The sequence below is a fragment of the Mucilaginibacter sp. genome (assembly GCF_039925265.1).
GTDB lineage: Bacteria > Bacteroidota > Bacteroidia > Sphingobacteriales > Sphingobacteriaceae > Mucilaginibacter.
The window spans coordinates 39,940-63,129 of record NZ_JBDSZG010000007.1 but is presented as its reverse complement, the minus strand read 5'-3'; the positions used below and the strand labels follow the sequence as shown (position 1 = coordinate 63,129).

Genomic DNA, 23,190 nt, shown 5'->3' with positions numbered 1-23,190 from the left:
GAGCGCCTACCACAACTTATCCACCATATCATACCTTTCCAGGTAATTTTCGCTGGTTGGCTGCTGGTTATAGGCCAGGTAATAAATATATTGGTTGTTTTTGTCTATCCCCGGCATCAGTTTAATAAGTGCCTTGCGTATCAGCAGGTTTTCGGCTTTAATGGCGGCGGTATCTTTCAGCTTTACCTTGGTCACATAAGTTATCTGCGGAAAGCTTCCTTCGCGTGTAGTTTTATTATTAATGCTGATGATATATGGCCGGCTGAGCAGGTCATCCACAGGGGTAGGGAATTTGTAGACCTTCGCGGCATCAACGGTTACTTTATTGTAAAAGCGGTGTACCTCTGCTTCGTTATCATAAACCCATAATTCGCTTGGCCTTAAGCTAACGATAGCCAGGTTCATGTTATTTAAAGCATCTATCAACTGGCCTTTGTTGTACTGCTCTTGGGCGGTCTTATAGAGCTCCTGGGCGTTTTTGCCATTAAACCCATAAGGCTGCATATCCATAAAGCCTATTTTCCATCCATAGCTATATTTGGCGTAGCCTATTGTTATTATCTGCTTATTAGGCACCTCCTTTTTGGCTTGGATGAAATGCATAAAATACATCTCTTGCGTCACAGCCGGGTAAATGAGGCTGTAAGCATTTACATCCTTTAATTGCGATTTAATGGTATCCGCGCCTAAGTATTTGTTTACCACATAGTATTCATCTATGCGCTTAAAGGTATCGGTAACCAGGGCGTGGCCTATGTTTTTCACCCGGGCATCGGTGCTGTTCTCAGCGATTAGTTCTTTAGAAAGTAAGCTTTCCAGCACTTCGGTATCACCCTTTTTTATGAGATCAAGGGCTTTGTCGTTCAGCTCGTGCATATCATCGCGCTTGCCCTCGCTTATATCGTTGTTTTTCCAGTAGCCGGGTTTGCTGCAACCAAGTAAAAAAATAGCCACAAACGCCATAACAAGGCGTCCGTGTAAATTAGGGGTTACGCGTATCATGTCGCTAATGTAAATAAAGGGGCGCAAACAATAAGTTTTAATTAAATAAAGGGTAGGCCTTTGGATGGCTATGGTTTCTGCCTTATCTTAGGCCTATCAAACCATGAAAAAAACACTCATCACCCTATGCCTGGCGCTTTGCTGCGTTATGGCATTCGCCCAAACTTTTGAAGGCACTATTGTTTACAAAAACAGCTATAAAAGTAAAATGCCCACGGTAACCGACCAGCAGTTTACCGATATGATGGGCACTACACAAACCTGGTCCATCAGCGGCGCGGCCTACCGGGCCGAGTTGAACGGTCAACTGGTGCAATGGCAAGTGTATGTGCCTGCCGATAATAAACTCTACACCAAAATGGCCAACTCCGCAGATGCGCTGTGGAACGATGCGGCTGAAAATAAAGATGAAGTGCTGAGTTCTGAATTACACAAGGACGTAATTGAAGTATTGGGCTACAAATGCGATGAGTTGGTGCTTACCTGTAAGTCGGGCGTGCAAAAATATTACTTCAGTAAAAAACTGGGGATAGACGCGCGTCTATTTGCCAATCACAAGTTTGGTAACTGGTACGCCATGCTAAGCCAAGCCGGTGCAGTGCCGTTGAAAACCATTGTGGATAGTCCGCAGTTTACTATTGAAAGCATCGCCACCGAAATAAAGCCTGCCAAATTAGATAACGCATTATTTGTTTTACCGGCAGGCACAACCACTTCTAAAAACCCTTATTAATAACCAGCATACAGCATGCGGAAGTTGTTAACTAAAGGGAACCTCATCAACGGGGTAATTATTATTGCCTTGTTGGTTGTTGTTTTTGTACCGCCTGCAAAAGCACTACTGATGCGGGGACTCATGAGCATCGGTTTTTTTAAGGCGGATGTTATGCAACAGGCACCAGCCGTACCTGTAATTGCCGATATAGCTTTTCAAAACGCAGCAGGGCAAACCGTTCATCTCAACCAGTTAAAAGGCAAGGTTGTTTTCCTCAATTTTTGGGCCACCTGGTGCCCTCCCTGTCGTGCCGAAATGCCATCCATCAATACCCTACACCAAAAACTTAAGGCCGATAGCAGCATTGTTTTTATAATGGTAGATGCCGATAGCCAACTGAATCTTGCCGCGCAGTTTATGACGAAATATGCCTATGACCTGCCTTTGTACCAGGTTGTAAGCGACGTGCCGCAAAGCATTTACAGCGGCAGTTTGCCAACAACCGTTATATTTAATAAGGCCGGGGAAATGGTGTTTAAACACGACGGTATGGCCAATTATGACAGCGGCGAGGTGGAAGAGTTTTTGACGAAGCTGGCCGCTGCAAAATAATAGAGCGATTACTTATCCCCGCCGGGCTATTATAAATCGACAAGGTTTGTGATAATTCGCCTTAATTTATGAAATTCGTGTCTCTTAAATCAACACCAATTATCATGAAGATATTCAACCTTGTATTCGTTTTCATATTCATCGTTTTCGCGGCCCTGCAATACAACGACCCCGACCCTTACATCTGGGTGCCTATTTATTTGTATAGCGCCGCGCTTTGCTATTTAGCTGCTCAAAAGAAATTCTACCCTAAAGCATATTTGGTTGGCGTTATTGTTTACGGCCTATACGCCGCCTACCTGTTTTTTGATAAAACCGGCGTTATCGACTGGATAACCGAGCATCACCACGAAAGCATGGTGCAAACCATGAAAGCCGAAAAACCCTGGATAGAAGAAAGCCGCGAGTTTTTTGGCCTGGTGATATTGATCGTAGTGATTGCCATTAACTGGGCGTATATGAAGCGGGTGCAAAAGCATTAGATATTTTCGGTGAGGACACCGAAAATGGGGGAGTAAGTAGCCCGTGTTCGGTGTCCTCACCGAACAAACCGATTTTTTTTATAATAACAAAATCATCTACCATGGAATACAGAGCTTTAGGAAACACAGACATTAAACTATCGGCAACCGGGCTGGGCTGCATGGGCATGAGCCATGCCTACGGCGAACCCGACGATGCGGAATCTATAGCCACATTAAACCTGGCGCTTGACCTGGGCATCAACTTTTGGGACACTGCCGATGTTTACGGAAACGGCCAAAACGAAAAACTCATTTCGCAGGTGCTAAAACCCAACCGTGATAAAGTATTCCTGGCTACCAAGTTCGGGTTCAGGGCCACGGCGGATGGTAAGCTGAGCACTTTTGACGGTTCGCCCGCTTACCTGAAAACCGCGGTAGAAGCCAGTCTTAAACGCCTGCAAACCGATGTGATAGACCTTTACTATGCCCACCGCATAGACCCGAACGTACCCGTGGAAGAAATGGTTGGCGCCATGGCCGAACTGGTGAAAGAAGGCAAGGTGAAATACATTGGCTTATCAGAGGCATCGGCGAACAGCATTCGCCGTGCACATGCGGTGCACCCTATATCTGCACTGCAAAGCGAATACTCATTACTCACCCGCGACGTGGAGGCGGAGATCCTACCGCTTTGTAAAGAGTTGGGAATCTCCTTTGTGCCTTTTAGTCCGCTTGCGCGCGGCCTAATCACCAATACCCTAAACGTGGCTGACCTGAAAGACGGCGATTTTAGAAAATCTTTACCACGTTACCAGGAGGGCCATGCCGAAAACAACCAAAGCCTTGCGCAGGGTTTCGCCCGGATTGCCGAAGGTATAGGCTGCTCGCCGGCACAACTGGCAATTGCCTGGGTACTGGCGCAGGGCGATAATATTATCCCCATCCCTGGCACCAAAAAGCGTAAATATTTGCAGGAGAACGCTGGCAGCGTAGAAGTAGAATTATCAGCCCCAAATTTAGAAGCGATAGAAGACCTGTTAAAGAAATTCCCCGATACCGGTGCGAGGTATAACGAGGGGTATTTTAAGTTTGTAGATAAGAATTGAGTGAACACGAATTTCACGAATGAGGTGAATTTTACGAATTTATTTATAGCGGTTTTTCGCGTTAGGGGTAGTAGCGGATACCGGCCCCGCGCCTAAGGCCTGTGCAGTATGAGCGGATGACCCGGCCGCAGGCAACGCCATTATTGGACGAAAGAGGAAAAACATAGGAGCAAGGACTGCTGTTTAACCGAAAGTAGACATGAATAAAGGAACAAGAACAAACAACTCAATAATTAACCACTCACCACGCAACTAATTCACCATCTCCTGTCCAATCCGGAAAAACTCACTTGTTATTGGGGTATAAACAAATATTCAAATAACATTTAAAATTAAAGATCATGAACGAGTACGCATTAATTATGAGGCACGAGGACGGGAGCAAAATTGCATCGCCCGAGCAAATGCAGGTATGGATGAAACAAACGATGGATTGGATTGGCACTATTGCGGCACAAAACAAATTTGTTGGTGGCACGGGGCTTCCTTTTGATGGCGCAAGCGTGGTGGGCCACAATGGTGTAGTAACCAACGGCCCCTTCGGCGATATTAAGGAAACCATAGGCGGTTTGATCACCGTAAGGGCAGAATCGTTGGAGGAAGCGATTGAATTTGCCAAAGGTTGCCCGGTACTGCAAGGCGAAGGCAACACCGTTGAGGTGCGAAGGATCGCAAAGAATGACGGAACGCATTAAAGAATTCCGGAGCCTCACCCTGCTTTCTCCAAGGGAGAGGGTTCTTAAGATTTTAGAGTTACAAGAAATAGAATATTAAACAACATATTTAAGTCCTCTCCTTTGGAGAGGATTTAGGTGAGGCCCTTATGCAGCAACCAGAGATCATCCCTCATCTTTTCCGTACCGAGTTCCGCAAAATAACGGCGGTACTTTGCAAGCGCTTCGGGATGGAGAATGTGAATATAGCCGAGGATATTGCAAGCGAGACCTTCCTATCCGCGCTGGAAACTTGGCCCTATAAAGGGTTGCCCGAAAACCCTACCGCCTGGCTGTACACCGTTGCCAAAAACAAGGCTAAGAATATGCTGGCGCGAAACGAGGTATTTCATAATAAAATAACGCCTTTTGTACAAGCAGAAAGGCCGGAGGGGCAGGAGCCGGAGATAGATCTTTCTCCCGAAAATATTGCCGATAGTCAGCTGCAAATGCTGTTTGCCATTTGCCTCCCGTCCATCCCGCCCGAAGCGCAAATAGGGCTGGCGCTGCGCATCCTCTGCGGTTTTGGCATAGATGAAATTGCCACGGCCTTTTTAAGTAATAAGGAAACCATTAACAAGCGCCTTTACCGCGCCAAAGAAAAGCTGCGTACCGAAAAGGTTGCCATGGAGTTCCCGCCTGAAAGCGAGGTGGCCGGCAGGCTGCAGCCTGTGCTCACCACCCTGTACTTGTTGTTTAACGAGGGCTATTATTCCGAAAGCAGCGATGAGGTCTTGCGAAATGATCTTTGCCTGGAGGCTATGCGCCTCACCCAAATGCTGGTAGCATACCCGCCTACCAACCTGCCCGATGTAAATGCGCTGTTGGCGCTGATGTGTTTCCACGCCTCGCGGTTTGACGCGCGCAGGAACAACAATGGCGAAATGGTGCTTTACCACAACCAGGATGAATCGCTGTGGAACCAGGAATTGATCAGCAAAGGCGTTTGGCATTTACGCAAAGCATCCACTGGCGACAAATTATCTAAATACCACTTCGAGGCAAGCATCGCTTACTGGCATACCATCAAAGAAGATACCGCCGAAAAATGGGAGAACATTCTGCAATTATTTAATCAACTGCTGATGATGGAGTATTCTCCCATCGCGGCGCTAAACCGTACTTACGCGCTCTCCAAGGTTCGCGGCAACGAGGCTGCTATTATGGAAGCCGAAAAGTTGCAGCTTAACAATAACCAATATTACTTTACTCTGCTGGGTGAGCTCTATAAAAGTATCGACCCGCAAAAAGCCCTTGAAAATTTACAGCAGGCCTTAAAGCTTGCCAAAACACAGGCGGATAAGCAACTGATACAGGAGCGGATCGATTATTTAGCGAGCCATTGAGCCATTGAGCCATTTACAGCAGGCAATAATTACACAGCGCTTAAAAACCTTCAAAAGCTATTTTGTACTTTTGGCGCATAACGTCATCGCCCATGAACCACTTTTTTATTCGCTCCGGTAAACTATTAGCTGTTACCGCTCTTATTGCTGTTTCGGCATGTAATAACGCATCAAAAACCGCCGAAACCAAAACCGATAGCACTGCAGCCGTTGCTACGGTGCCTGCCGCTACAGGCCAAACAGGAACACTTATCGGGGCATGGCATGATGAAGCTATTAAATCAGAAAAAGGCGAATCGATAGCTTATGAACTCATCAGCTCGGGCGATAAAACGTATATACAGGCCATTACCTTTGTAGGTAATAATTTGAAACTGAACGATACCCCGCCCATCACCCCATCGGCCTCTGAATTAAAAAAGGACGGCGATAAATATACCAGTGTTGAACGCCCATCCGAATACTACCAAATAGATAAAGCCGGCGACCTACTCATTTACGACGGCACCGAAATGGTGGCCAAGTGTAAAAAGTTGATATAATGGCTCCGGATTTTACGAGTAGGCTGCGGGCGTAATTTCCGAAATTAGCGTCCGTTCCAAACAAAACGCTGCCGCCCTTATTAATCTTAAATGGAAAATAAGGGTAAATACTATTCTGGCACCAGCGGGCTGGTATTGCCGGTACCTAATAAACTATCGTATCCACCCGGGTATCAGGACAAAAGCAGGCTCGCCTATTACGGCTCACTATTCAACAGCATAGAGGTAAACAGCTCTTTTTATAAAGTACCCATGGCTGCTACCGTGCGCAAATGGGCAGAAAACGTGCCCGACAGGTTTAAATTCACCTATAAACTTTGGCGCAATATTACCCACAATAAAGCCCTTGTATATAACCCGGTAGATGTTATCCGCTTTATGCAGGTTATCGGCCAGACCGGCTCCAAAAAAGGGAGTCTGCTGGTTCAGTTCCCCGCCAGTATTACCGTTGCCAGCCGTGCACAGATGCAAATGCTGTTGCAGGACATCTATAACGCCAATACCGATGGCTGGCATATAGCGATAGAATTTCGCAGCAATACTTGGTACCGCGATGATATTTATAGCCTGTTGCGTGGTTATCAAATGGGCCTGGTGCTGCACGATATGCCAAAATCGGCACCACCAATGCTGGAGCAGGACGTGCCCTTTGTTTATCTGCGGTTCCACGGACCTGGTGGCGGCTACCGGGGGAGCTACAGCGACGAGATCCTATCTGAATACGCCGGATACATAACGGAATGGCAAGAGGAAGGCAAAACTGTTTACACCTATTTTAACAACACCATGGGCGACGCGCTGAAGAATTTGCTTACGCTGAACGACTATGTGGCCGCAATGGGTTAATTGCTGCTGAACTCTTTTAGCAATGCGGCGTTCGCTTCCTCGTCGTCCAACCTGCGGGAGTTTAACACCATGAAGATCCCGATGGGCCAGATCAACAGGCAATACATAAAGTTTGTGAAACCGCCTATTACTCGTTTCGAGCCAATTTTATAAAATATTATCGCGAGAAAAAGCCCCATCAGGTTTGTTTTATTGGCTTAAAGATACAAACATCGGTGATATATGGTGCTTATATTTACGGTGCTATTGGCTTTTTATATACGGTGGAAATGTTGTATATTGATGGACTTCAAAGCTTTACCTAATCCAGCTAATGAGTCAATCACTATCTTTGCCCGTAAATTTATCCGAACGAGCCGGTATCCTGGATGCCTTGCGCGGCTTTGCCATCCTCGGCATATTTTTAGATAATGTTTTCAGCTTTACCGGTTACGGCTTTTTTTCCATGGCGGAACGAGAGGCCCTGCCTACCTTTTATGCCGACGGGGTTTTAGGCGCATTGGAAATGGCCTTCGTCCACGGGAAATTCTACAGTATTTTTTCCCTGTTATTTGGTATCGGGTTTTCTATCATCCTGGTGCGTAACCAGCAAAGAGGCATCAATCCGCTCAAAGTATTTTACCGCCGCCTGTTTATATTATTGTTGATAGGATCGGCGCACCTGTTTTTACTTTGGGAGGGCGATATTTTACTGCTTTACGCGCTCATTGGCTGCCTGCTCCCCCTGTTTCGTAAATGCAGCGACAAAAGCGTGCTGATCTTGGGCGTCGCCCTTATTGCATCGCCAATTGTTATAGACGTTGTAAAAGTGCTGTTGAATGCGCGCCCATTTGAATTTATAAACCAACTTGGGCAAAGCATCGACAAAAGTAACGGCTTACCCGGCAATAGCAGCCTTTCCCAATACTTATACCGAGACGGCGCGGGGTGGAAGGAATGGCGCAACTGGCAGGCCTCTGCCTGGGCTTATCGCTTTTGGTACCTGCTCACAACTAACCGTATCCCCAAAGTGCTGGGCATGTTTTTATTCGGGCTGTATGCCGGGCGTAAAATGATCTACGCCAACCTTGCAGATTATACCGGCATGTTTAAAAAGCTGCGAAAATGGGGGTTTATGGTGGGTATCCCCGGCAGCATAGCCATGACTCTGTTTGAGTTTGACGAAAAGAACATCCCCAATGCCTGGGGATTGGTGGATTCGGTGCTGTATGCCATAAGTGTTGTACCTCTTTGCCTGGCCTATGTATCGGCCATCTGCCTGTTTTGGATCAGGACAAAAGGCAGCAATAAATGGCAGTTGCTTGCACCCGTTGGCCGTATGGCGCTTACCAATTACCTGATGCAAACCATATTGTCCATCATTATATTTTATGGGCTTGGGTTTGGTGTGGCCGGTAAAATTGGCCCCGCAGTATTTTTCCCTATAGCTTTTGCGATTTACATTGGCCAGGTTATCTACAGTAATTGGTGGTTCAAACACTTCAACTACGGCCCAATGGAATGGTTGTGGCGACAGTTAACGTATGGCAAGAGGTTACCGTTTCGAAAGGTAAACTAAACCATTTTCAACGTCCCCTTTAAGTTATTAAATTCCCCACCCGGTGATGTCCAGTTAGAATAGACGGTTTCATTTTCATAATCGTGTACTTGGGTTACCGTAGTTCCGCTTGCTTCCTGCCAGGTAATTAAATAAAGTTGCGGGCGTAACTCAGTCATTTTGGTTTGCACGGTTTCTACCACGTTTACTTGTTCGTCACCCTTTTCGGTAATGGTGAAGGTAAGCCGGTTCTCGCTTTCGATATGCAGGATGGCTTTAGCCATACCGAAATCTACTTCGAATTTATTGCCTATGATGTTCATAATTTAGCTTTTGATATTACAAAGCTGGTAAGAATCTACCGAAACTGTAGGGTGTAAAAGCGGCTGTTTATCGGGGCATTTGCGCCATGTTAAACAATTCGTGCAATTCGCATCTTTCGTGAAATTCGTGTCCCATTGTAACATTTTTATACCTTTTATGTATAAATCCTTCCGGTGTCTAACCCCCCGTTAAACCATCCCCAGTCACCGCCGTCTATCCTTACAAACAACATAAAAATTAAAAAAAGAAAACATGAAAAAGATACTATTGATGGTTACCATGGTGCTGGGATTAAGCGTATTAGCCCAGGCACAAACAAAAGAAAGACAACATAAAACCCCTGAGCAGCGTGCAGAACGCGTCACCGGGATGTTGCAGAAAAAGCTAAGCTTAAGTGCAGAGCAATCTGCAAAAGTGAAAACCATTATGTTGGCCCAGGCTACGCAAATGGAAAGCTTAAAAGCCAATAAATCGGACGATAAAAAGGCCAATCGCGAAGCCTTTAAAACCCAGCTGCAAAAAACCGACAGCGAGCTTGCCGCCGTGTTTACTGCCGACCAGAACAAAACCTACAGCGAGTTTAAAGCAAAGTTAAAAGAGCGGTTTAAAGGCGGCCACGGGATGATGGCGCATAACCGCAAAGGTGGTATGAAAAACCCGGCACAACGCGCCGAGCGTATGACAGGTATGCTGCAAAAGAAGCTGAACCTGAGCGACGACCAGTCGGCCAAAGTGAAAGCGATATTTGTAGCCCGTGCCGCACAGGTAGATAGCCTTAAAGCTAAAAACCCCGGCGACCGCAAAGCAAACCGCGAAGCATTTAAAGCTTTGAAACAAGATACAGATAAACAACTGCAGGCAGTATTAACCGCCGATCAGCAGAAAACTTACATTGAGCTTAAAGCGCAAATGAAGGAGCGCCATAAAGGTAAAAGAGACGGCGTAACCACGCCAAAAGAAGGCTAAGATATTAATTGCCGATACATAGTTTAAAGAGAGGGCGGACGACCAGTTATGGTCGTCCGCTTTTTTTGTAGCCTCATCCCAACCCTTCTCCAAAGGAGAAGGGCTTTCAAAAGTCCTCTCCTTTGGAGAGGATTAGGTGAGGCCAATTGGATGCTTTTTAATGCGGCAGCTTATCGCGCAGCAAGCCATACACCCACGTACCAGCAATGGCGCTCAATAAAGTAATTGTTACCACTGCAAAGCCGCTGCCTATTTGGGCGAACAAAGGTCCGGGACAAGCGCCGGTGATGGCCCAGCCAAGGCCGAATATTAAGCCACCATAAACATTACCCCAATGGAAAGTTTTTTGAGGGATAATAACGGGTTCGCCGCTGATGGTTTTAATATTGAAGCGCTTGATCAGCATAATGGAGAGCATAGCTACCACAATGGCGCTGCCAATGATGCCATACATATGAAACGCCTGTAGGCGGAACATCTCCTGGATCCGAAACCACGATACCACCTCAGATTTGATCAGGATGATACCAAACAGCAGGCCGAGGATAAGAAATTTAAGGTTCTTCATAGCGCTAACAAATAAGGTAATATTAACCAAGCCATTACAAAGCCGCCTACCATAAAACAGCATGTTGCCACCAATGATGGCCATTGTAAAGATGAGATGCCCATAATAGCATGCCCCGATGTACAGCCTCCCGCATACCGTGTACCAAAGCCTACCAAAAAGCCGCCGATAACGATAAACACAAATCCGCGAAGCGTAAACAAAGCGCTGAAGCTGAAAATATCCTGTGGCAGCAGTCCGCTAAAATCTGTCACGCCTTGTTTTTGTAGTAGGGCCGTGGTTGCCGGGTTAATGGCAACAGGTGCAGGGTTGGACAAGAAGTGAACGGCAATAAAACCACCCAGCATTATCCCCGCAACAAAAAACAGGTTCCAGCTTTCTTTGCGCCAGTCGTATTTAAAAAAGGAGATATTGGCGGGCAGGCAGGCCGCGCAAATATGCCGCAGCGACGAAGAGATGCCAAAGGCTTTGTTGCCGAGTAACAACAAGGCAGGCACAATTAAGCCTATCAAAGGGCCGGCAACGTACCAGGGCCAGGGTTGTTTTATCCATTCCATCGGTACAAATATAGTTTGTTTTATTTCTCAAAAGTTGGGATACCCGTGGCGAGTCAACTTGACATGGGGCGATTGTATTTCAGTAACGGAAAGCCGCAGCGTTAACTCTCCATCCCCTTTAGAATTTAGATTTTCGGTTTTAGAATTTCTCCTCCTATCTTAGTGCTTCTAAATTACCAATGAATTACACGCCGCCACAATTACGCACCGTAAACGTTACCCGCTATGTCACGCCGCTTCGCGAGGGTGGCTCGCTGCCGGCCATTGCCGAGGCCGATGACGGATTTTTATATGTTCTCAAATTTCGCGGAGCCGGGCAAGGCCCTAAAGCGCTTATTGCTGAGTTGATTGGCGGCGAAATTGCCCGCACGCTCGGCTTTAAAATGCCGGAACTGGTTTTTGTGAACCTCGACGAAGCCTTTGGCCGTACCGAGGCCGATGAAGAGATCCAGGATCTGCTGAAATTTAGCGTTGGGCTAAACCTGGCGCTGCATTACCTACAGGGCGCCATCACTTTCGACCCAACGGTTACCGTTGTTGAACCAAAACTGGCTTCGAAAATTGTTTGGTTGGACGCCCTGCTCACCAACGTAGACCGTACCGCCCGCAACACCAATATGCTGATGTGGCATAAAGAACTTTGGCTGATAGACCATGGTGCCGCCCTGTATTTTCATCATAGTATGGATAACTGGGAGGAGCAGGCCCTGCGCCCCTTTGTGCAGATAAAAGACCATGTGCTGCTCAGGGCAGCATCGGATCTGGAACAAGTAGACGAGGAATTTAAAGCCATACTAACACCGGAGCTGATCAACGGCATCGTATCCATCATCCCGGACGCATGGTTGGTGGACAGGTCGTTTGAAACGGAGGACGAGCAACGGAAGGTATATGCGCAATTTTTAAACAAACGCTTAGCAAATTCCGCTATTTTTCTAAAGGAAGCACAACATGCAAGATCGCAACTTATTTGAGTATGCCGTTATCCGCGTGGTGCCCAGGGTAGAACGCGAGGAGTTTATGAACGTTGGGGTGATACTGTATTGCGCCAAACACAAGTACCTTAAAATGGTGTATCAGGTAGACAAGGAACGCCTGCAGGCTTTTTTTAAGGATATTGATACAGATGGAGTAGAGGAGAATCTGCGCTCATTTCAGCGTATTTCCGACGGTGGTAAGGATGCAGGGCCGATAGGTTTGCTGGATGCGCCATCACGCTTTAGGTGGTTAACCGCTACACGCAGTACGGTGGTGCAAACTTCCAAAGTACACCCTGGCTTTTGTATTGATGGGGACGAAACTATCGGGCGGCTGTATAAGCAGCTGGTATTATAATTATTAAGCTTTCTCAAATTCTCTCCATTGGAAAGGGTTTAGATGAGGCTACCGAATTGAACCTCACAAATAAACACTATAAATCTCTCAAAACAATGAAAATTAAATTCCTGTTTATCCCGCTTTTGGCATTGGCCTCCTGTAAACAACCTGCTGCTGAAACTGCTGTTGCAGAAGTGCCGATTGCACCAATACAAGGCACCTGGAAATTGATCTCTGCCGTAAAAATTATCAAAGGCGATACCGCTGTTACCTATCCCGAAAAAGGGCAGGAAGACGAAATGATCAAAGTGATCAACGGCGACCACTTCGCCTTTTTTAAACACGATTTGAAAAAGGGCGGCAAACCAATATTTGATTCTGGCGCGGGTACTTACTTACTCACCGGCGACAACTACACCGAAAACCTGCAGTACTGTAACTACCGCGAATGGGAAGGCCATTCCTTCAATTTTAAAGTAGTTTTTAAAGGTGATACCCTGGAACAAAAAGGCATCGAGAAGATAGATAGCCTTAAAATAAACCAGGAAATAGTGGAAACCTACATCAAGATAAAAAAATAGTGCCCGCTAACCATAAATAATTGGTTGCGGTTAAGGCGCATCGTTATTAACTCCCGTTTTATCGCTTGTTTGATAACCGGCTGAGTACGAATAGCGTTGTGTAAATTAGGTTTGGTATCATAGCGTATCAAAATTAAATTAACTAACTAATTATCAGTTATTTATGTTTTATTTTCTTGCGTAATTCGTTTAAACTTTAATAGCTTTGGTTTTATAATTCGGTATAAGCCCGCGGTAGCGATCCTCATCAGTCGGTAGATAGCGGTGCTTATATTCAATTTGTAAACACCTAAAACCAAACCAATTGAATTCGAGAAGAAAATTTTTGCAGCAGGCCGGCCTGGTATCGGCAGCCCTGGCTGTACAATCATCACTATTTGCTAACGCGAAACCAAAATTTAAGCTTGGCCTGCAACTCTACACCATCAGGGAAGCCATGGAAAAAGACCTCGGCGGTACCTTAAAGCGTGTTTCGGGCTTTGGTTACCAGGAGGTAGAAACCTATGGTTTTAACTACGGCAGCAATAAGTTTTACTGGGGCTTACAGCCTAAGCAAGCCAAACAGCTCTTAGATGATTGTAACCTTACCACTTCGGCCGGGCATTATGACCTGGATAAGTTTTTTGCGAAAGGCAACGAAGCCGCGCTGGAAAAGTATGTAGACGAATGCATTGCCGGCGCCCTCGTGCTAAACCAACAATACATAGTATGGCCCTGGCTGGCACCAGCCTACCGCACCATGGATGAGTTTAAACGACTATCGGCCACACTCAATAAAATTGGGGAGCAGATCAAAAAAGGCGGGCTGCAACTTGCTTACCACAACCACGATTTTGAATTTATAGATCATGACGGTAAAATAGGGTACGATCTTATCCTGAACGAAACCGACCCCAAGCTCGTAAAACTGGAAATGGATCTTTACTGGCTGTCTCACTCCTCGGCCCTGAAACCGCTGGATTGGTTTAAAAAACAACCTGGCAGGTTTGCAATATGGCATATTAAGGATATGGATAAAATCGACAGGGAACTGCATACAACCGTGGGCGACGGCGTGATTGATTTTAAAAGTATTTTTAAAGATTATAAAATTGCCGGCGTACAGCACATGTTTGTTGAACAAGGCAACAATTACATACCGGATGCCCTTACCTGCGTGCAGCGCAGTGCCGGTTACGTGAAAAGTAACCTGTTAACATTAGTATAAATAGATATCAGCACATGTTCTCTCCATGTAAAATTAAAGCGTTTGCCATTGTTCTGCTGTGCCTTTGCATGGCAGGCAACAGCTACGCACAAAAAAAGCCAAGGTTTAGCGTAATAGCTTTCTACACCGCCAAAAACGACCAAGCACACATCAGTTTTGTGCATGAAGCCAACAAATGGTTCCCGTTGATGGCAGAGAAGTATAATTTTGGTTACGATTCTACCAGTAACTGGAGTAATCTGAACGAGGCTTACCTCGCTAAATACAAGGTGGTTATCTTTTTAGATACCCGTACAGAGGACCCCGCGCAGCGTGCAGCTTTTGAAAGTTATATGAAGAACGGCGGCGGTTGGATGGGTTTCCATTTCTCGGCATTCGCGCTTACCCCGTCGGATTTTAATGAAGATTGGAGTTGGTACCACAACGAGTTTTTGGGCTCGGGGCAATATGGCAGCAATACCTGGCGACCAACATCGGCCATTTTAAGGGTGGAGGACAGAACGCACCCGGCTACCCAAAACCTGCCCGAAACTTTTAAAGCTTCGCCAAACGAATGGTATCGCTGGGAGAAAGACTTGCGCAAAAACCCGGACATCAGGATACTGGCTTCGATAGATTCCAGCAGTTTTCCCTTAGGCACGGGCCCAAAGCAGCACGAGATCTGGCATAGTGGCTACTACCCTGTAGTGTGGACGAACAATAATTACAAGATGATCTACTTCAATATGGGACATAACGATATTGATTATGAACGTAAAACCAATAAAGACCTCTCGCATACGTTTGGCAACCCCGTTGAAGACAAGCTGATATTGGATGCTCTTGAGTGGATGGGCGCCGGAAAAAAGGTTGGCGGCAAATAAAATGGCTTGCGGGCGAAGCGCATTACTATTTTAAGTTGTTTTTAAAACAAACGCGGAATTGATTGATGCAGAGCCTTTTCTTTATTTATAGGCTTGGTATTAAACCGTATCAATTTGTTCGCAAGCGGTTAAAAATCAGTTATTTATAAAATTTTCTTTGTGTATTTAAACGAAACTTTAATAGATTTGGTTTTTGTAACCAACAAAATAAACCTCTTTCAACCCTAATGATGAAGAAAGGACTCTTTTTAGCTGGATTCGTTTGCTTTTCGGCAGTCGTTTTCGGTCAGTCGGCTAAGCCTAAAATGCTTTATTCGGCTAACAATAAAACGGTAAAAGTATATGTTACCGAAAAGGGCTCCGATAAACGCCTTGCCCCGGCAGGTACATTAACCTTTACCGATAGTCCGCAACCACCCGAAACCGAAACACTGGTATTTGTAGATCCCACAAAAACATTCCAAACCATGCTGGGCATTGGTGGTGCATTAACAGATGCCGTAGCCGAAACTTTTTACAAGTTACCTAAAGAGAAACAAAGGGAATTTTTAGCCGCTTATTATGATAAGAACATTGGCATAGGCTATACACTGGCCCGCACCAATATCCAAAGCTGCGATTTTAGCAGTGGCAGCTATAGCTACGTGTCCAATAGTGATAAGGCGCTTAGCAGTTTCGATATCGGCCACGATAAAAAGTACCGCATTCCTTTTATAAAGGAGGCTACAAAAGCCGCCGGCGGTAAACTTACCATGTTTGTATCGCCATGGAGCCCGCCTGCTTTTATGAAGGATAATAATGACGTATTGCACGGCGGCAAGCTTAAAGCCGAATACGCGCAAAGCTGGGCAAGTTTCTACGTGAAATTCATTAAGGCTTACGAGAAAGAAGGCATCCCGGTTTGGGGCTTATCGGTGCAAAACGAGCCAATGGCCACCCAAACATGGGAAAGCTGCAAGTACACTGCAGAGGAAGAACGCGATTTTGTGAAGAACTATTTAGGCCCAATACTGGTAAAAGGCGGCATGGCTGCTAAAAAACTCATCGTTTGGGATCATAACCGCGATTTGCTTTACCAGCGCGCAAGCACCATCCTGGAAGACCCTGCCGCCGCCAAATACATCTGGGGTATAGGCTTTCACTGGTACGAGACCTGGACAGGTGCCGGCCAGAATTTTGAGAACACCCGCCTTACTCATGCTGCCTTCCCGGGCAAGAACCTGATCTTTACTGAAGGCTGTGTAGAAAAGTTTGACTTTAACCGCCTTGGCGATTGGGCACTGGGCGAACGCTACGGCCTATCCATGATGAACGATTTTAACGCCGGAACCGTAGGCTGGACCGACTGGAACATCCTGCTGGATGAAAAAGGTGGGCCGAACCACGTGGGTAACTTCTGCTTCGCACCGGTACATGCAGATACCCGCACGGGCGAGCTCATTTATACCAACTCATATTATTACATGGGGCATTTCTCCAAATTCATCCATCCCGGCGCAAAAAGAATTGCCAGTGCAGCCAGCAGGGATAAACTTTTAACCACCGCTTACGTAAACACGGATGGTAAACTTGCGGTTGTGGTGATGAACCGCACCGACGAAAAAATTGAATACAGTTTGTGGATAAAAGGCAAAGCCGCCAAAACATCCGCCGAACCGCATTCCATAGCAACGCTCATCGTACAATAAATAATAATCAACTAATCTCTCTAAAAGGGGTGCCGGTTTCCGGTGCTCCTTTTTTATTTTGAAAGCCCCCTCGTCATGCTGGTTTATTTCAGCACCGCATCATAAATTAACCACAATACATAGCCGTTAGCACAGTTTGCCATCTTGCATGTGGGGTGCCGAAACAAGTTCGGCAAGACGTGAGTATTGAACTATCCTCAAAAAAACAGATATTTGAAACAACCAACTATCTTTCCTGAAATGAAAACAGCAATCCGTTTATTGTTAGCAACCCTGTTTTGTTTTATCGCGCTCGGCTCATCGGCACAAACAAAAAGGCTCACTTATTGCAACCCGCTGAACCTTGATTATGGCTATACGCCCTTTGAAACCTTCGCCACCTGGGGTAAACACCGCGCCACTGCCGACCCAACCATGACCTTTTTTAAAGGCAATTACTATCTCTTCAGCACCAATCAGTTTGGTTACTGGTGGAGCCCCGATATGCTGAGCTGGAAATTCGTTTCGCGCAAGTTTGTGCGCCCTTATAACGAGGTAAAAGGCGATGAGCTTTGCGCACCCGCAACATTGGTTTTGGGCGATACCCTGCTGGTGATCGGCTCTACCTACAATAAAGATTTTACCCTATGGATGAGCACCGACCCAACGCATGATACCTGGAAAGCGGCAAAAGATTATTTCCAGGTAGGTGCCTGGGATCCGGGCATGTTTGCCGATGACGACGGCCGCGTGTACATTTACCATGGCAGCAGCAATACCTTCCCGATGTATGGGCAGGAGATAGACCGCAAAACATTCGAGCCCATCGGCCCGAAAAAGGAGATGATCAAGCTCGACTGGAAAGAACACGGCTGGGAGCGTTTCGGCGAGAATAATGATAACGTTTTCCTCACCGGCTTTATGGAAGGCGGCTGGATGAACAAGCATAAGGGCAAATACTACCTGCAATATGCAGCGCCCGGCACCGAAGGCCGCGGCTATGGCGATGGCGTTTACGTGGGCGATAAGCCGCTTGGCCCGTTTAAATATCAAAGCCATAACCCGTTTAGCTACAAACCCGGCGGCTTTGCCAAAGGCGCGGGCCACGGCGCAACCTGGGCAGATAAATACGGCAATTACTGGCACATTAGTACTATGGTAGTTGATGTAAAGAACAACTTTGAACGCCGCATTGGCTTTTGGCCCGCAGGCTTTGATGATGACGGTATCCTGTACACCAATACCGCCTACGGCGATTACCCGCATTATTTATCGGCGGGTAATGAGGACCACCTGAAAAGTAATTTTACCGGCTGGATGCTGCTGAACTATAACAAACCGGTGCAGGTATCATCAACCCTCGGCGCCTATGTGCCCAATTTAGCGGTAGATGAGGATATTAAAACCTATTGGAGCGCCAAAACTGCCAACAAAGGCGAGTGGATGCAAACCGACCTGGGCGAAGTAAGTACCATAAAAGCCATCCAACTGAATTATGCAGATCAGGATGCTACCTTTTTAGGCAAATCGTTAGGCGTATATCACCAATACCTAATATCGTCTTCTATTGATGGTAAAACCTGGAAACAGTTGGTTGATAAACGCCAGAATAAAACCGATGTGCCGCATGATTATATAGAACTGAAAACTGCCGCTAAAGCGCGCTATCTTAAAATAACCAACTACCATATGCCAACAGGCAAGTTCGCATTATCGGGCTTCCGGGTGTTTGGGAAGGGGGCCGGTGCTGCGCCCGATAGCGTTCGCAATCTGATCGTGCTACGCGGTAAGGAAGAGAACCGCAACTCCTGGCTACGCTGGCGCCAAACCGACGGCGCGGTGGGCTACACCATTTACATGGGCATAGCGCCCGATAAATTGTACAACAACATTATGGTATACAATGTAAATGAATACTATTTTAACGGAATGGAGAAAGGTGTGCCCTACTACTTCCAGATAGAGGCCTTTAATGAAAATGGGATAAGTAAGCGGGCTAAGGTGATAAAGGTGGAATAGAATAAATTGAAAGTTACAATGAAAATATTGAGGATGTTATCGGCAATTGTAGTTCCTTGTGTACTCTTTTGGGCATTAAACTCGCTTATCATAAAGCTGGATGGTGCCTTTATATCAGAACTAAAAAAGTCAAATTTTCAATTGTTCCTCGTATGTCATATAACCGAAATGGCGGTTATGATTTTCTTAGTGCTTTTTTCAAGTTGCCTGGTCGCGCCTGCGCCAAAAAAAAATGCTGCTATTGTTATAACAGTTTGTGCGTTTGCCATGATTGCCTGGGTAATCTACTACTTTATCAACATTGGCAGTTTGTCCTCCTTTACCTTAACTATTGTGGCAAGCAGCTTCGCGGGGCTCTTTATTGGTTTAAGCACCGGGATATTATTAAGCTATTTTATATTTAAAAGAAGAGGCTGGGAGAAGCCTAAGGTAATTGTTGAACTTGAGGAAATGTATTAATCTTCGCGCAGTGCTAAAAATGTGCTATAGGACAATCGGAAACAGATTCAACCTTTGGCGTAATAATTGACGAATTTTACAAAAACAATCTTATGCCGAGAACTTACCTGCTTGTGCTTTTATTATTCATCAGCCTGAATGGCTTCGCCCAAACACCCGATAGCCTACTTAAGCCATCACCCGTAAAAACCATCAGCAATACGCAATACGATGCGCTGATGAAAGGGAGGGACCAATACAAGATGAGCCTGGTTGCTGATCTGAACGGCTACCCATCGGCACAAAAAGCGCTTAAATACAAAAAGGAACTCGACCTGAGCCCTAACCAAACTGCCGCGCTCACCAAAATAAATACCGAGTTGCAGCGTAAAAAGATAGAGATGGGAGGCTTTATTCTGAAGAACGAAGCCAAACTGGACGAACTCTTTCAATCTAAAAAAGTAAACGAAGGCGACATCCTGTTTTATGGTAACCGCAGCGGATTATACCATGGTGAGCTCAGAAACGCCATTTTGCTGGCTTCATACAACACCTATAGGCTTCTTGCGCCGGCACAAATAAATAAATTGAACTCATTCAAAAATGATAATTGACAATATGCCGTTTGATTTTTTTAATTTAGCGCCTCAATAAATTGTATGAAGATTACATTTGATTTTGAAAAACCACTGGCAGAGCTTCAGGGGCAGATAGAAAAGGTGCAGCAGGTAGAAGAGAAGAACAAACTGGACATGAGCGCCACCGTTGCCGAACTGGAAGCCAAACTGGAAACCGCCAAAAAAGAAATATACAGCAACCTTACCGGCTGGCAAAAGGTGCAGATCTCCCGCCACCCCGAGCGCCCATACACCTTACAGTACCTCGAACTGATGTGCGATGATTTCATCGAAATGCATGGCGACCGGACCGTGGGGGATGATAAGGCAATTATAGGCGGCTTTGGTACATTGAACGGGCAAACTGTAATGTTCATTGGCCACCAAAAGGGGCGTAACACTAAGGAACGCCAATACCGTAACTTCGGTATGGCCAACCCGGAAGGTTACCGCAAAGCCTTAAGGCTGATGAAAATGGCCGAAAAATTTGGTAAGCCTGTAGTTACCCTGATTGATACTCCCGGAGCATTCCCTGGTTTGGAAGCTGAGGAACGCGGACAAGGCGAGGCTATAGCCCGTAACCTGCTGGAAATGTCGATACTGAAAGTACCTATCATCTGTGTGGTAATTGGCGAAGGCGCATCGGGCGGTGCATTGGGCATTGGTATTGGCGATAAAGTAATGATGCTGGATAACTCCTGGTATTCGGTTATTTCGCCGGAGAACTGCTCTACCATCCTGTTTAAAACATGGGAGCATAAAGAGCGTGCCGCAGAGATGCTGAAGCTTACCTCTACCGAAATGCTGAAGAATAAGCTTATTGACGGTGTAATAAAAGAACCCCTTGGCGGTGCCCACCAGGACCCGGTTGCTATGGCTGCAACGCTTAAAAAACAACTTCTTAAGGAACTTAAAACCCTCGGCGAACGTAACGTAGACGAACTGGTGGCAGAACGTATAGAGAAGTTCTGCAATATGGGTGTGGTAGTGGAAGACTAAAGACGGAAAGAACAAAGATAAAAGATTGAAGAAAGCGGCGGGGTGCCGCTTTTTTTGTTTGCCTAATTGCCATCCTGAGCGATAGTGGGTCAGGTATATCAATGATGTATCTGAAATAATCGAAACGCAACGATAGCGACAAATAAGGCCAAACCTGAATACGTCCAACCTTTCCATTTTGAAAACGCCGGGTTATCATCCAAATATGGCAGCGGCTCGGGTAGAAAGATGAATTTCAACTTATTCCAATCCCATAAAAGCAAATACACATTTGAAAGCAGCATTAAAAACGTTATAAGCAGAATGTTCGGAGACTGGAATGAAATGGTGATGACAAAAATATTGAGCATAATCGGGAAAAATGCCACTGCCCCTAAAGTGCTGAAAGTTTGCGACATGAGCAGAAAACCTGCAATCAACTGTCCCCATCCAATAAAATGCCAGTAAATATCTGCCTGGTACATCGCTTCAAAAAAGTGCGGGAGCGAGCCGGTGGGTACATTTTTACCTGGTTGAGGCATAAATCTGATCCCTTCAATTTTAAAGATGCTCGCAAATACAAAAGAAGACCCAATGAGGTAGCGCAGGTTAATCGTAAAAAGTTGCAACAAAAGATTTTGTTTTAACCTCGAAATTGATTTTTCCATATTTGTGACTGCTGTAATGGCCTGCTAAATAGCTATGTTATCAAACATATTGAATATACTACTTCTCCAACTCCGCAATGATCGCTTTAGCCGCCCCATTTGTTGGGTCAAGTTTTAAGGAGCGCTTGTAGTTTAATAACGCTTTAGCCTTATCGCCTTTATTGTAATAAGCCTCGCCGAGGCTGTCGAACACGTTGCCGGATGTTGGGAAGATGGTGGTATTGTACTCAAACACTACTATCGCGTCATCCAGTTTTTTGGCGTTCATGAGCGAGTAGCCGATCTCGTTGAGGGTTGACTCGCTCCCGAAACCGTATTCGTTGGGGTGTTTTGCTTTCAGATCTTTGTAGAAGGCCAGCACCTGTTTGCCGCTCAGCGTATCCAGTTGTTTTTGAAAATCTGCCAGTATTGATCTTTTTGGCTGCCTATAGGGTTTGCCGTCGAGGATGTTTTGGATAGCGTTATCTATATCAAATATATTGTTCTGCCTGTTGTTCGTCATCAGGATCACCGTTCTGCCTTTTAAAGGGCTGCCAACCACCAGGGCCTGGTAATAAACACTGCTGCCATCGTGTTTGTGGAATACCAGTTTGTTACCCTCCATAGTGCCGCCGCCAAGGCCGCATTGGTTATCCAGGCCAAATGGCGTAACAAGTATTTTGGTAGATGCCGGGCTGATGAGTTTAAAATTCTCAAGCGCCTGTTCCCATTTATAAAAATCATCCAGGGTTACGGCCACCCAACCAGTGATAGGGTAAACCAACGGACCTTGTTTACCTTCGTTGGTATATGATTTTGCCATCATGGGCGTATTATCGTCCGGGTCAATTACTGCGGATGACATACCTGCAGGCTTTAGCAATTTTTCTTCCACGAATTTATTGAAGGGTATGCCGGTCACCTTTTCGATGATACGGCGCTGCATAAATACGTTGTTGTTATTGTAGGCGTATTTGGTGCCGGGCTCAAAATCGAGCTGCTCCAGCTTCATCAGGTCGGCCATGTTATCGGCATCGCCTTTTACGGTTTTCCATTTTACATCGGGGATGCCGCTGGTATATTGCAGCAGGTTTTTGATACTCACCTTATTTGCCCAGGCGGGCAGTTCCGGAAGGAATTTGGAGACCTTATCGTCGATGCTGAGTTTACCCTGCTCCTGCAGCATCATAATGCCCACCGCGTTAAACTCCTTGGCTATCGAACCAATATGGAAACGGTATTTGTCAGTCAGTTTCTCCGTTTTTGATGCATCGGTAAAACCAATAGCATTGCGGTAAACTACTTTGCAGCCGTCAACTACCAAAATATTACCGCTGAACAAACCAAGCCGATTGGTGCGATGGATCATTGTATCGATGGTAACAGCTTTGCTTTGTCCAAAAACGGTTACAGTGATAATAAAAAAAGAAAAAAGGAGGGATGCGGTAGCGTATTTTTTCATCAATGGTTGTTTGTATTGATAGGACATCCAACCTTAACCATTGTTACGAAAATATAGGCAACAAAAAAGCCCCCGCAAAAAGGGGGGCTTGATATA

27 protein-coding genes are annotated in these 23,190 nt (G+C 45.9%); 20 read left to right on the top strand and 7 right to left on the bottom strand.

Annotated features, from left to right (window positions below):
• Positions 1-6: 6 nt before the first annotated feature.
• The gene (locus ABIX36_RS01565; protein WP_348080401.1) at positions 7-1,002 is read right to left on the bottom strand and encodes a hypothetical protein; all 996 of its coding nucleotides are present in this window, start codon (positions 1,000-1,002) and stop codon (positions 7-9) included.
• Between the two features lie 103 nt (positions 1,003-1,105).
• Between ABIX36_RS01565 and ABIX36_RS01560 the strand changes: the two genes are divergently transcribed.
• The 8 genes from ABIX36_RS01560 to ABIX36_RS01525 all read left to right on the top strand — a co-directional run bounded on the left by ABIX36_RS01560 (position 1,106) and on the right by ABIX36_RS01525 (position 7,346).
• Positions 1,106-1,735, top strand: coding sequence for a hypothetical protein (locus ABIX36_RS01560; RefSeq protein WP_348080400.1), 630 nt, complete (start codon positions 1,106-1,108; stop codon positions 1,733-1,735).
• Positions 1,736-1,750: 15 nt separating this feature from the next.
• The gene (locus tag ABIX36_RS01555; RefSeq protein WP_348080399.1) at positions 1,751-2,329 is read left to right on the top strand and encodes a TlpA disulfide reductase family protein; all 579 of its coding nucleotides are present in this window, start codon (positions 1,751-1,753) and stop codon (positions 2,327-2,329) included.
• Positions 2,330-2,433: 104 nt separating this feature from the next.
• Complete coding sequence (locus tag ABIX36_RS01550; RefSeq protein ID WP_348080398.1) at positions 2,434-2,811, top strand: transmembrane 220 family protein; 378 nt, start codon at positions 2,434-2,436, stop codon at positions 2,809-2,811.
• Between the two features lie 101 nt (positions 2,812-2,912).
• A complete protein-coding gene (locus ABIX36_RS01545; protein ID WP_348080397.1) occupies positions 2,913-3,899 on the top strand; it encodes an aldo/keto reductase in 987 nt (328 codons plus the stop codon).
• A 341-nt stretch (positions 3,900-4,240) separates the two neighbouring features.
• Positions 4,241-4,594 (top strand): YciI family protein, encoded by a 354-nt coding sequence (locus tag ABIX36_RS01540; RefSeq protein ID WP_348080396.1) that lies wholly within the window; start codon positions 4,241-4,243, stop codon positions 4,592-4,594.
• Between the two features lie 128 nt (positions 4,595-4,722).
• Positions 4,723-5,958, top strand: a complete 1,236-nt coding sequence (locus ABIX36_RS01535; protein ID WP_348080395.1) for a sigma-70 family RNA polymerase sigma factor — start codon at positions 4,723-4,725, stop codon at positions 5,956-5,958.
• Between the two features lie 92 nt (positions 5,959-6,050).
• Entirely contained in the window at positions 6,051-6,500 is a 450-nt protein-coding gene (locus tag ABIX36_RS01530) for a hypothetical protein (protein ID WP_348080394.1), read from the top strand.
• A 90-nt stretch (positions 6,501-6,590) separates the two neighbouring features.
• Entirely contained in the window at positions 6,591-7,346 is a 756-nt protein-coding gene (locus tag ABIX36_RS01525; protein WP_348080393.1) for a DUF72 domain-containing protein, read from the top strand.
• Here ABIX36_RS01525 and ABIX36_RS01520 read toward each other — a convergent pair.
• A complete protein-coding gene (locus tag ABIX36_RS01520) occupies positions 7,343-7,525 on the bottom strand; it encodes a hypothetical protein (protein ID WP_348080392.1) in 183 nt (60 codons plus the stop codon). The genes ABIX36_RS01525 and ABIX36_RS01520 overlap by 4 nt on opposite strands.
• A 134-nt stretch (positions 7,526-7,659) precedes the next feature.
• Between ABIX36_RS01520 and ABIX36_RS01515 the strand changes: the two genes are divergently transcribed.
• On the top strand, positions 7,660-8,904 hold the full coding sequence (locus tag ABIX36_RS01515; RefSeq protein ID WP_348080391.1) for a DUF418 domain-containing protein: 1,245 nt from the start codon (positions 7,660-7,662) through the stop codon (positions 8,902-8,904).
• On the opposite strand, the gene ABIX36_RS01510 is transcribed toward ABIX36_RS01515, so the two are convergent.
• The gene (locus ABIX36_RS01510; RefSeq protein ID WP_348080390.1) at positions 8,901-9,206 is read right to left on the bottom strand and encodes a hypothetical protein; all 306 of its coding nucleotides are present in this window, start codon (positions 9,204-9,206) and stop codon (positions 8,901-8,903) included. The genes ABIX36_RS01515 and ABIX36_RS01510 overlap by 4 nt on opposite strands.
• 253 nt (positions 9,207-9,459) lie before the next feature.
• On the opposite strand from ABIX36_RS01510, the gene ABIX36_RS01505 reads away from it, so the two are divergent.
• The gene (locus ABIX36_RS01505) at positions 9,460-10,173 is read left to right on the top strand and encodes a hypothetical protein (protein ID WP_348080389.1); all 714 of its coding nucleotides are present in this window, start codon (positions 9,460-9,462) and stop codon (positions 10,171-10,173) included.
• Between the two features lie 157 nt (positions 10,174-10,330).
• On the opposite strand, the gene ABIX36_RS01500 is transcribed toward ABIX36_RS01505, so the two are convergent.
• Both ABIX36_RS01500 and ABIX36_RS01495 read right to left on the bottom strand, forming a co-directional pair.
• Positions 10,331-10,741, bottom strand: coding sequence for a DUF6691 family protein (locus ABIX36_RS01500; RefSeq protein WP_348080388.1), 411 nt, complete (start codon positions 10,739-10,741; stop codon positions 10,331-10,333).
• On the bottom strand, positions 10,738-11,298 hold the full coding sequence (locus tag ABIX36_RS01495) for a YeeE/YedE thiosulfate transporter family protein (protein ID WP_348080387.1): 561 nt from the start codon (positions 11,296-11,298) through the stop codon (positions 10,738-10,740). The genes ABIX36_RS01500 and ABIX36_RS01495 overlap by 4 nt, the downstream gene beginning before the upstream one ends.
• A 179-nt stretch (positions 11,299-11,477) precedes the next feature.
• Here ABIX36_RS01495 and ABIX36_RS01490 point away from each other — a divergent pair, with 179 nt between their 5' ends.
• The 10 genes from ABIX36_RS01490 (at position 11,478) to ABIX36_RS01445 (ending at position 21,006) form a co-directional block, all read left to right on the top strand.
• Positions 11,478-12,272: a HipA family kinase gene (locus ABIX36_RS01490; RefSeq protein WP_348080386.1), complete on the top strand. Its 795-nt coding sequence runs from the start codon at positions 11,478-11,480 to the stop codon at positions 12,270-12,272.
• Positions 12,250-12,633: a DUF3037 domain-containing protein gene (locus ABIX36_RS01485; protein ID WP_128531957.1), complete on the top strand. Its 384-nt coding sequence runs from the start codon at positions 12,250-12,252 to the stop codon at positions 12,631-12,633. The genes ABIX36_RS01490 and ABIX36_RS01485 overlap by 23 nt, the downstream gene beginning before the upstream one ends.
• 95 nt (positions 12,634-12,728) lie before the next feature.
• Complete coding sequence (locus ABIX36_RS01480; protein WP_348080385.1) at positions 12,729-13,196, top strand: hypothetical protein; 468 nt, start codon at positions 12,729-12,731, stop codon at positions 13,194-13,196.
• Between the two features lie 304 nt (positions 13,197-13,500).
• Entirely contained in the window at positions 13,501-14,403 is a 903-nt protein-coding gene (locus ABIX36_RS01475; RefSeq protein WP_348080384.1) for a sugar phosphate isomerase/epimerase, read from the top strand.
• Positions 14,404-14,417: 14 nt separating this feature from the next.
• Positions 14,418-15,266, top strand: coding sequence for a ThuA domain-containing protein (locus tag ABIX36_RS01470; RefSeq protein ID WP_348080383.1), 849 nt, complete (start codon positions 14,418-14,420; stop codon positions 15,264-15,266).
• Between the two features lie 227 nt (positions 15,267-15,493).
• Positions 15,494-16,954, top strand: coding sequence for a glycoside hydrolase family 30 protein (locus tag ABIX36_RS01465; RefSeq protein WP_348080382.1), 1,461 nt, complete (start codon positions 15,494-15,496; stop codon positions 16,952-16,954).
• A gap of 240 nt (positions 16,955-17,194) precedes the next feature.
• Positions 17,195-18,952 (top strand): family 43 glycosylhydrolase, encoded by a 1,758-nt coding sequence (locus ABIX36_RS01460; protein ID WP_348080381.1) that lies wholly within the window; start codon positions 17,195-17,197, stop codon positions 18,950-18,952.
• 18 nt (positions 18,953-18,970) lie between these two features.
• Complete coding sequence (locus ABIX36_RS01455) at positions 18,971-19,411, top strand: hypothetical protein (RefSeq protein WP_348080380.1); 441 nt, start codon at positions 18,971-18,973, stop codon at positions 19,409-19,411.
• A 92-nt stretch (positions 19,412-19,503) separates the two neighbouring features.
• Positions 19,504-20,004 (top strand): hypothetical protein, encoded by a 501-nt coding sequence (locus tag ABIX36_RS01450; protein ID WP_348080379.1) that lies wholly within the window; start codon positions 19,504-19,506, stop codon positions 20,002-20,004.
• A gap of 45 nt (positions 20,005-20,049) precedes the next feature.
• Positions 20,050-21,006 (top strand): acetyl-CoA carboxylase carboxyltransferase subunit alpha, encoded by a 957-nt coding sequence (locus ABIX36_RS01445; RefSeq protein ID WP_348080378.1) that lies wholly within the window; start codon positions 20,050-20,052, stop codon positions 21,004-21,006.
• A gap of 98 nt (positions 21,007-21,104) precedes the next feature.
• Here the strand turns inward: ABIX36_RS01445 and ABIX36_RS01440 are convergent, their stop codons facing one another.
• Both ABIX36_RS01440 and ABIX36_RS01435 read right to left on the bottom strand, forming a co-directional pair.
• Positions 21,105-21,653, bottom strand: coding sequence for a hypothetical protein (locus tag ABIX36_RS01440; protein WP_348080377.1), 549 nt, complete (start codon positions 21,651-21,653; stop codon positions 21,105-21,107).
• A gap of 58 nt (positions 21,654-21,711) precedes the next feature.
• A complete protein-coding gene (locus ABIX36_RS01435; RefSeq protein WP_348080376.1) occupies positions 21,712-23,094 on the bottom strand; it encodes a serine hydrolase in 1,383 nt (460 codons plus the stop codon).
• Between the last annotated feature and the right edge of the window lie 96 nt (positions 23,095-23,190).

Excerpts from the sequence above, each read along its gene's own strand:
- ABIX36_RS01465 (WP_348080382.1), top strand. The coding sequence starts at position 15,494 with ATGATGAAGAAAGGACTCTTTTTAGCTGGATTCGTTTGCTTTTCGGCA.
- ABIX36_RS01520 (WP_348080392.1), bottom strand. The coding sequence starts at position 7,525 with ATGGGGCTTTTTCTCGCGATAATATTTTATAAAATTGGCTCGAAACGA.
- ABIX36_RS01470 (WP_348080383.1), top strand. The coding sequence starts at position 14,418 with ATGTTCTCTCCATGTAAAATTAAAGCGTTTGCCATTGTTCTGCTGTGC.
- ABIX36_RS01505 (WP_348080389.1), top strand. The coding sequence starts at position 9,460 with ATGAAAAAGATACTATTGATGGTTACCATGGTGCTGGGATTAAGCGTA.
- ABIX36_RS01485 (WP_128531957.1), top strand. The coding sequence starts at position 12,250 with ATGCAAGATCGCAACTTATTTGAGTATGCCGTTATCCGCGTGGTGCCC.
- ABIX36_RS01515 (WP_348080391.1), top strand. The coding sequence starts at position 7,660 with ATGAGTCAATCACTATCTTTGCCCGTAAATTTATCCGAACGAGCCGGT.
- ABIX36_RS01535 (WP_348080395.1), top strand. The coding sequence starts at position 4,723 with ATGCAGCAACCAGAGATCATCCCTCATCTTTTCCGTACCGAGTTCCGC.
- ABIX36_RS01545 (WP_348080397.1), top strand. The coding sequence starts at position 2,913 with ATGGAATACAGAGCTTTAGGAAACACAGACATTAAACTATCGGCAACC.
- ABIX36_RS01500 (WP_348080388.1), bottom strand. The coding sequence starts at position 10,741 with ATGAAGAACCTTAAATTTCTTATCCTCGGCCTGCTGTTTGGTATCATC.
- ABIX36_RS01550 (WP_348080398.1), top strand. The coding sequence starts at position 2,434 with ATGAAGATATTCAACCTTGTATTCGTTTTCATATTCATCGTTTTCGCG.
- ABIX36_RS01480 (WP_348080385.1), top strand. The coding sequence starts at position 12,729 with ATGAAAATTAAATTCCTGTTTATCCCGCTTTTGGCATTGGCCTCCTGT.
- ABIX36_RS01525 (WP_348080393.1), top strand. The coding sequence starts at position 6,591 with ATGGAAAATAAGGGTAAATACTATTCTGGCACCAGCGGGCTGGTATTG.
- ABIX36_RS01445 (WP_348080378.1), top strand. The coding sequence starts at position 20,050 with ATGAAGATTACATTTGATTTTGAAAAACCACTGGCAGAGCTTCAGGGG.
- ABIX36_RS01460 (WP_348080381.1), top strand. The coding sequence starts at position 17,195 with ATGAAAACAGCAATCCGTTTATTGTTAGCAACCCTGTTTTGTTTTATC.
- ABIX36_RS01455 (WP_348080380.1), top strand. The coding sequence starts at position 18,971 with ATGAAAATATTGAGGATGTTATCGGCAATTGTAGTTCCTTGTGTACTC.
- ABIX36_RS01540 (WP_348080396.1), top strand. The coding sequence starts at position 4,241 with ATGAACGAGTACGCATTAATTATGAGGCACGAGGACGGGAGCAAAATT.
- ABIX36_RS01440 (WP_348080377.1), bottom strand. The coding sequence starts at position 21,653 with ATGGAAAAATCAATTTCGAGGTTAAAACAAAATCTTTTGTTGCAACTT.
- ABIX36_RS01565 (WP_348080401.1), bottom strand. The coding sequence starts at position 1,002 with ATGATACGCGTAACCCCTAATTTACACGGACGCCTTGTTATGGCGTTT.
- ABIX36_RS01555 (WP_348080399.1), top strand. The coding sequence starts at position 1,751 with ATGCGGAAGTTGTTAACTAAAGGGAACCTCATCAACGGGGTAATTATT.
- ABIX36_RS01510 (WP_348080390.1), bottom strand. The coding sequence starts at position 9,206 with ATGAACATCATAGGCAATAAATTCGAAGTAGATTTCGGTATGGCTAAA.
- ABIX36_RS01450 (WP_348080379.1), top strand. The coding sequence starts at position 19,504 with ATGCCGAGAACTTACCTGCTTGTGCTTTTATTATTCATCAGCCTGAAT.
- ABIX36_RS01435 (WP_348080376.1), bottom strand. The coding sequence starts at position 23,094 with ATGAAAAAATACGCTACCGCATCCCTCCTTTTTTCTTTTTTTATTATC.
- ABIX36_RS01560 (WP_348080400.1), top strand. The coding sequence starts at position 1,106 with ATGAAAAAAACACTCATCACCCTATGCCTGGCGCTTTGCTGCGTTATG.
- ABIX36_RS01530 (WP_348080394.1), top strand. The coding sequence starts at position 6,051 with ATGAACCACTTTTTTATTCGCTCCGGTAAACTATTAGCTGTTACCGCT.
- ABIX36_RS01490 (WP_348080386.1), top strand. The coding sequence starts at position 11,478 with ATGAATTACACGCCGCCACAATTACGCACCGTAAACGTTACCCGCTAT.
- ABIX36_RS01495 (WP_348080387.1), bottom strand. The coding sequence starts at position 11,298 with ATGGAATGGATAAAACAACCCTGGCCCTGGTACGTTGCCGGCCCTTTG.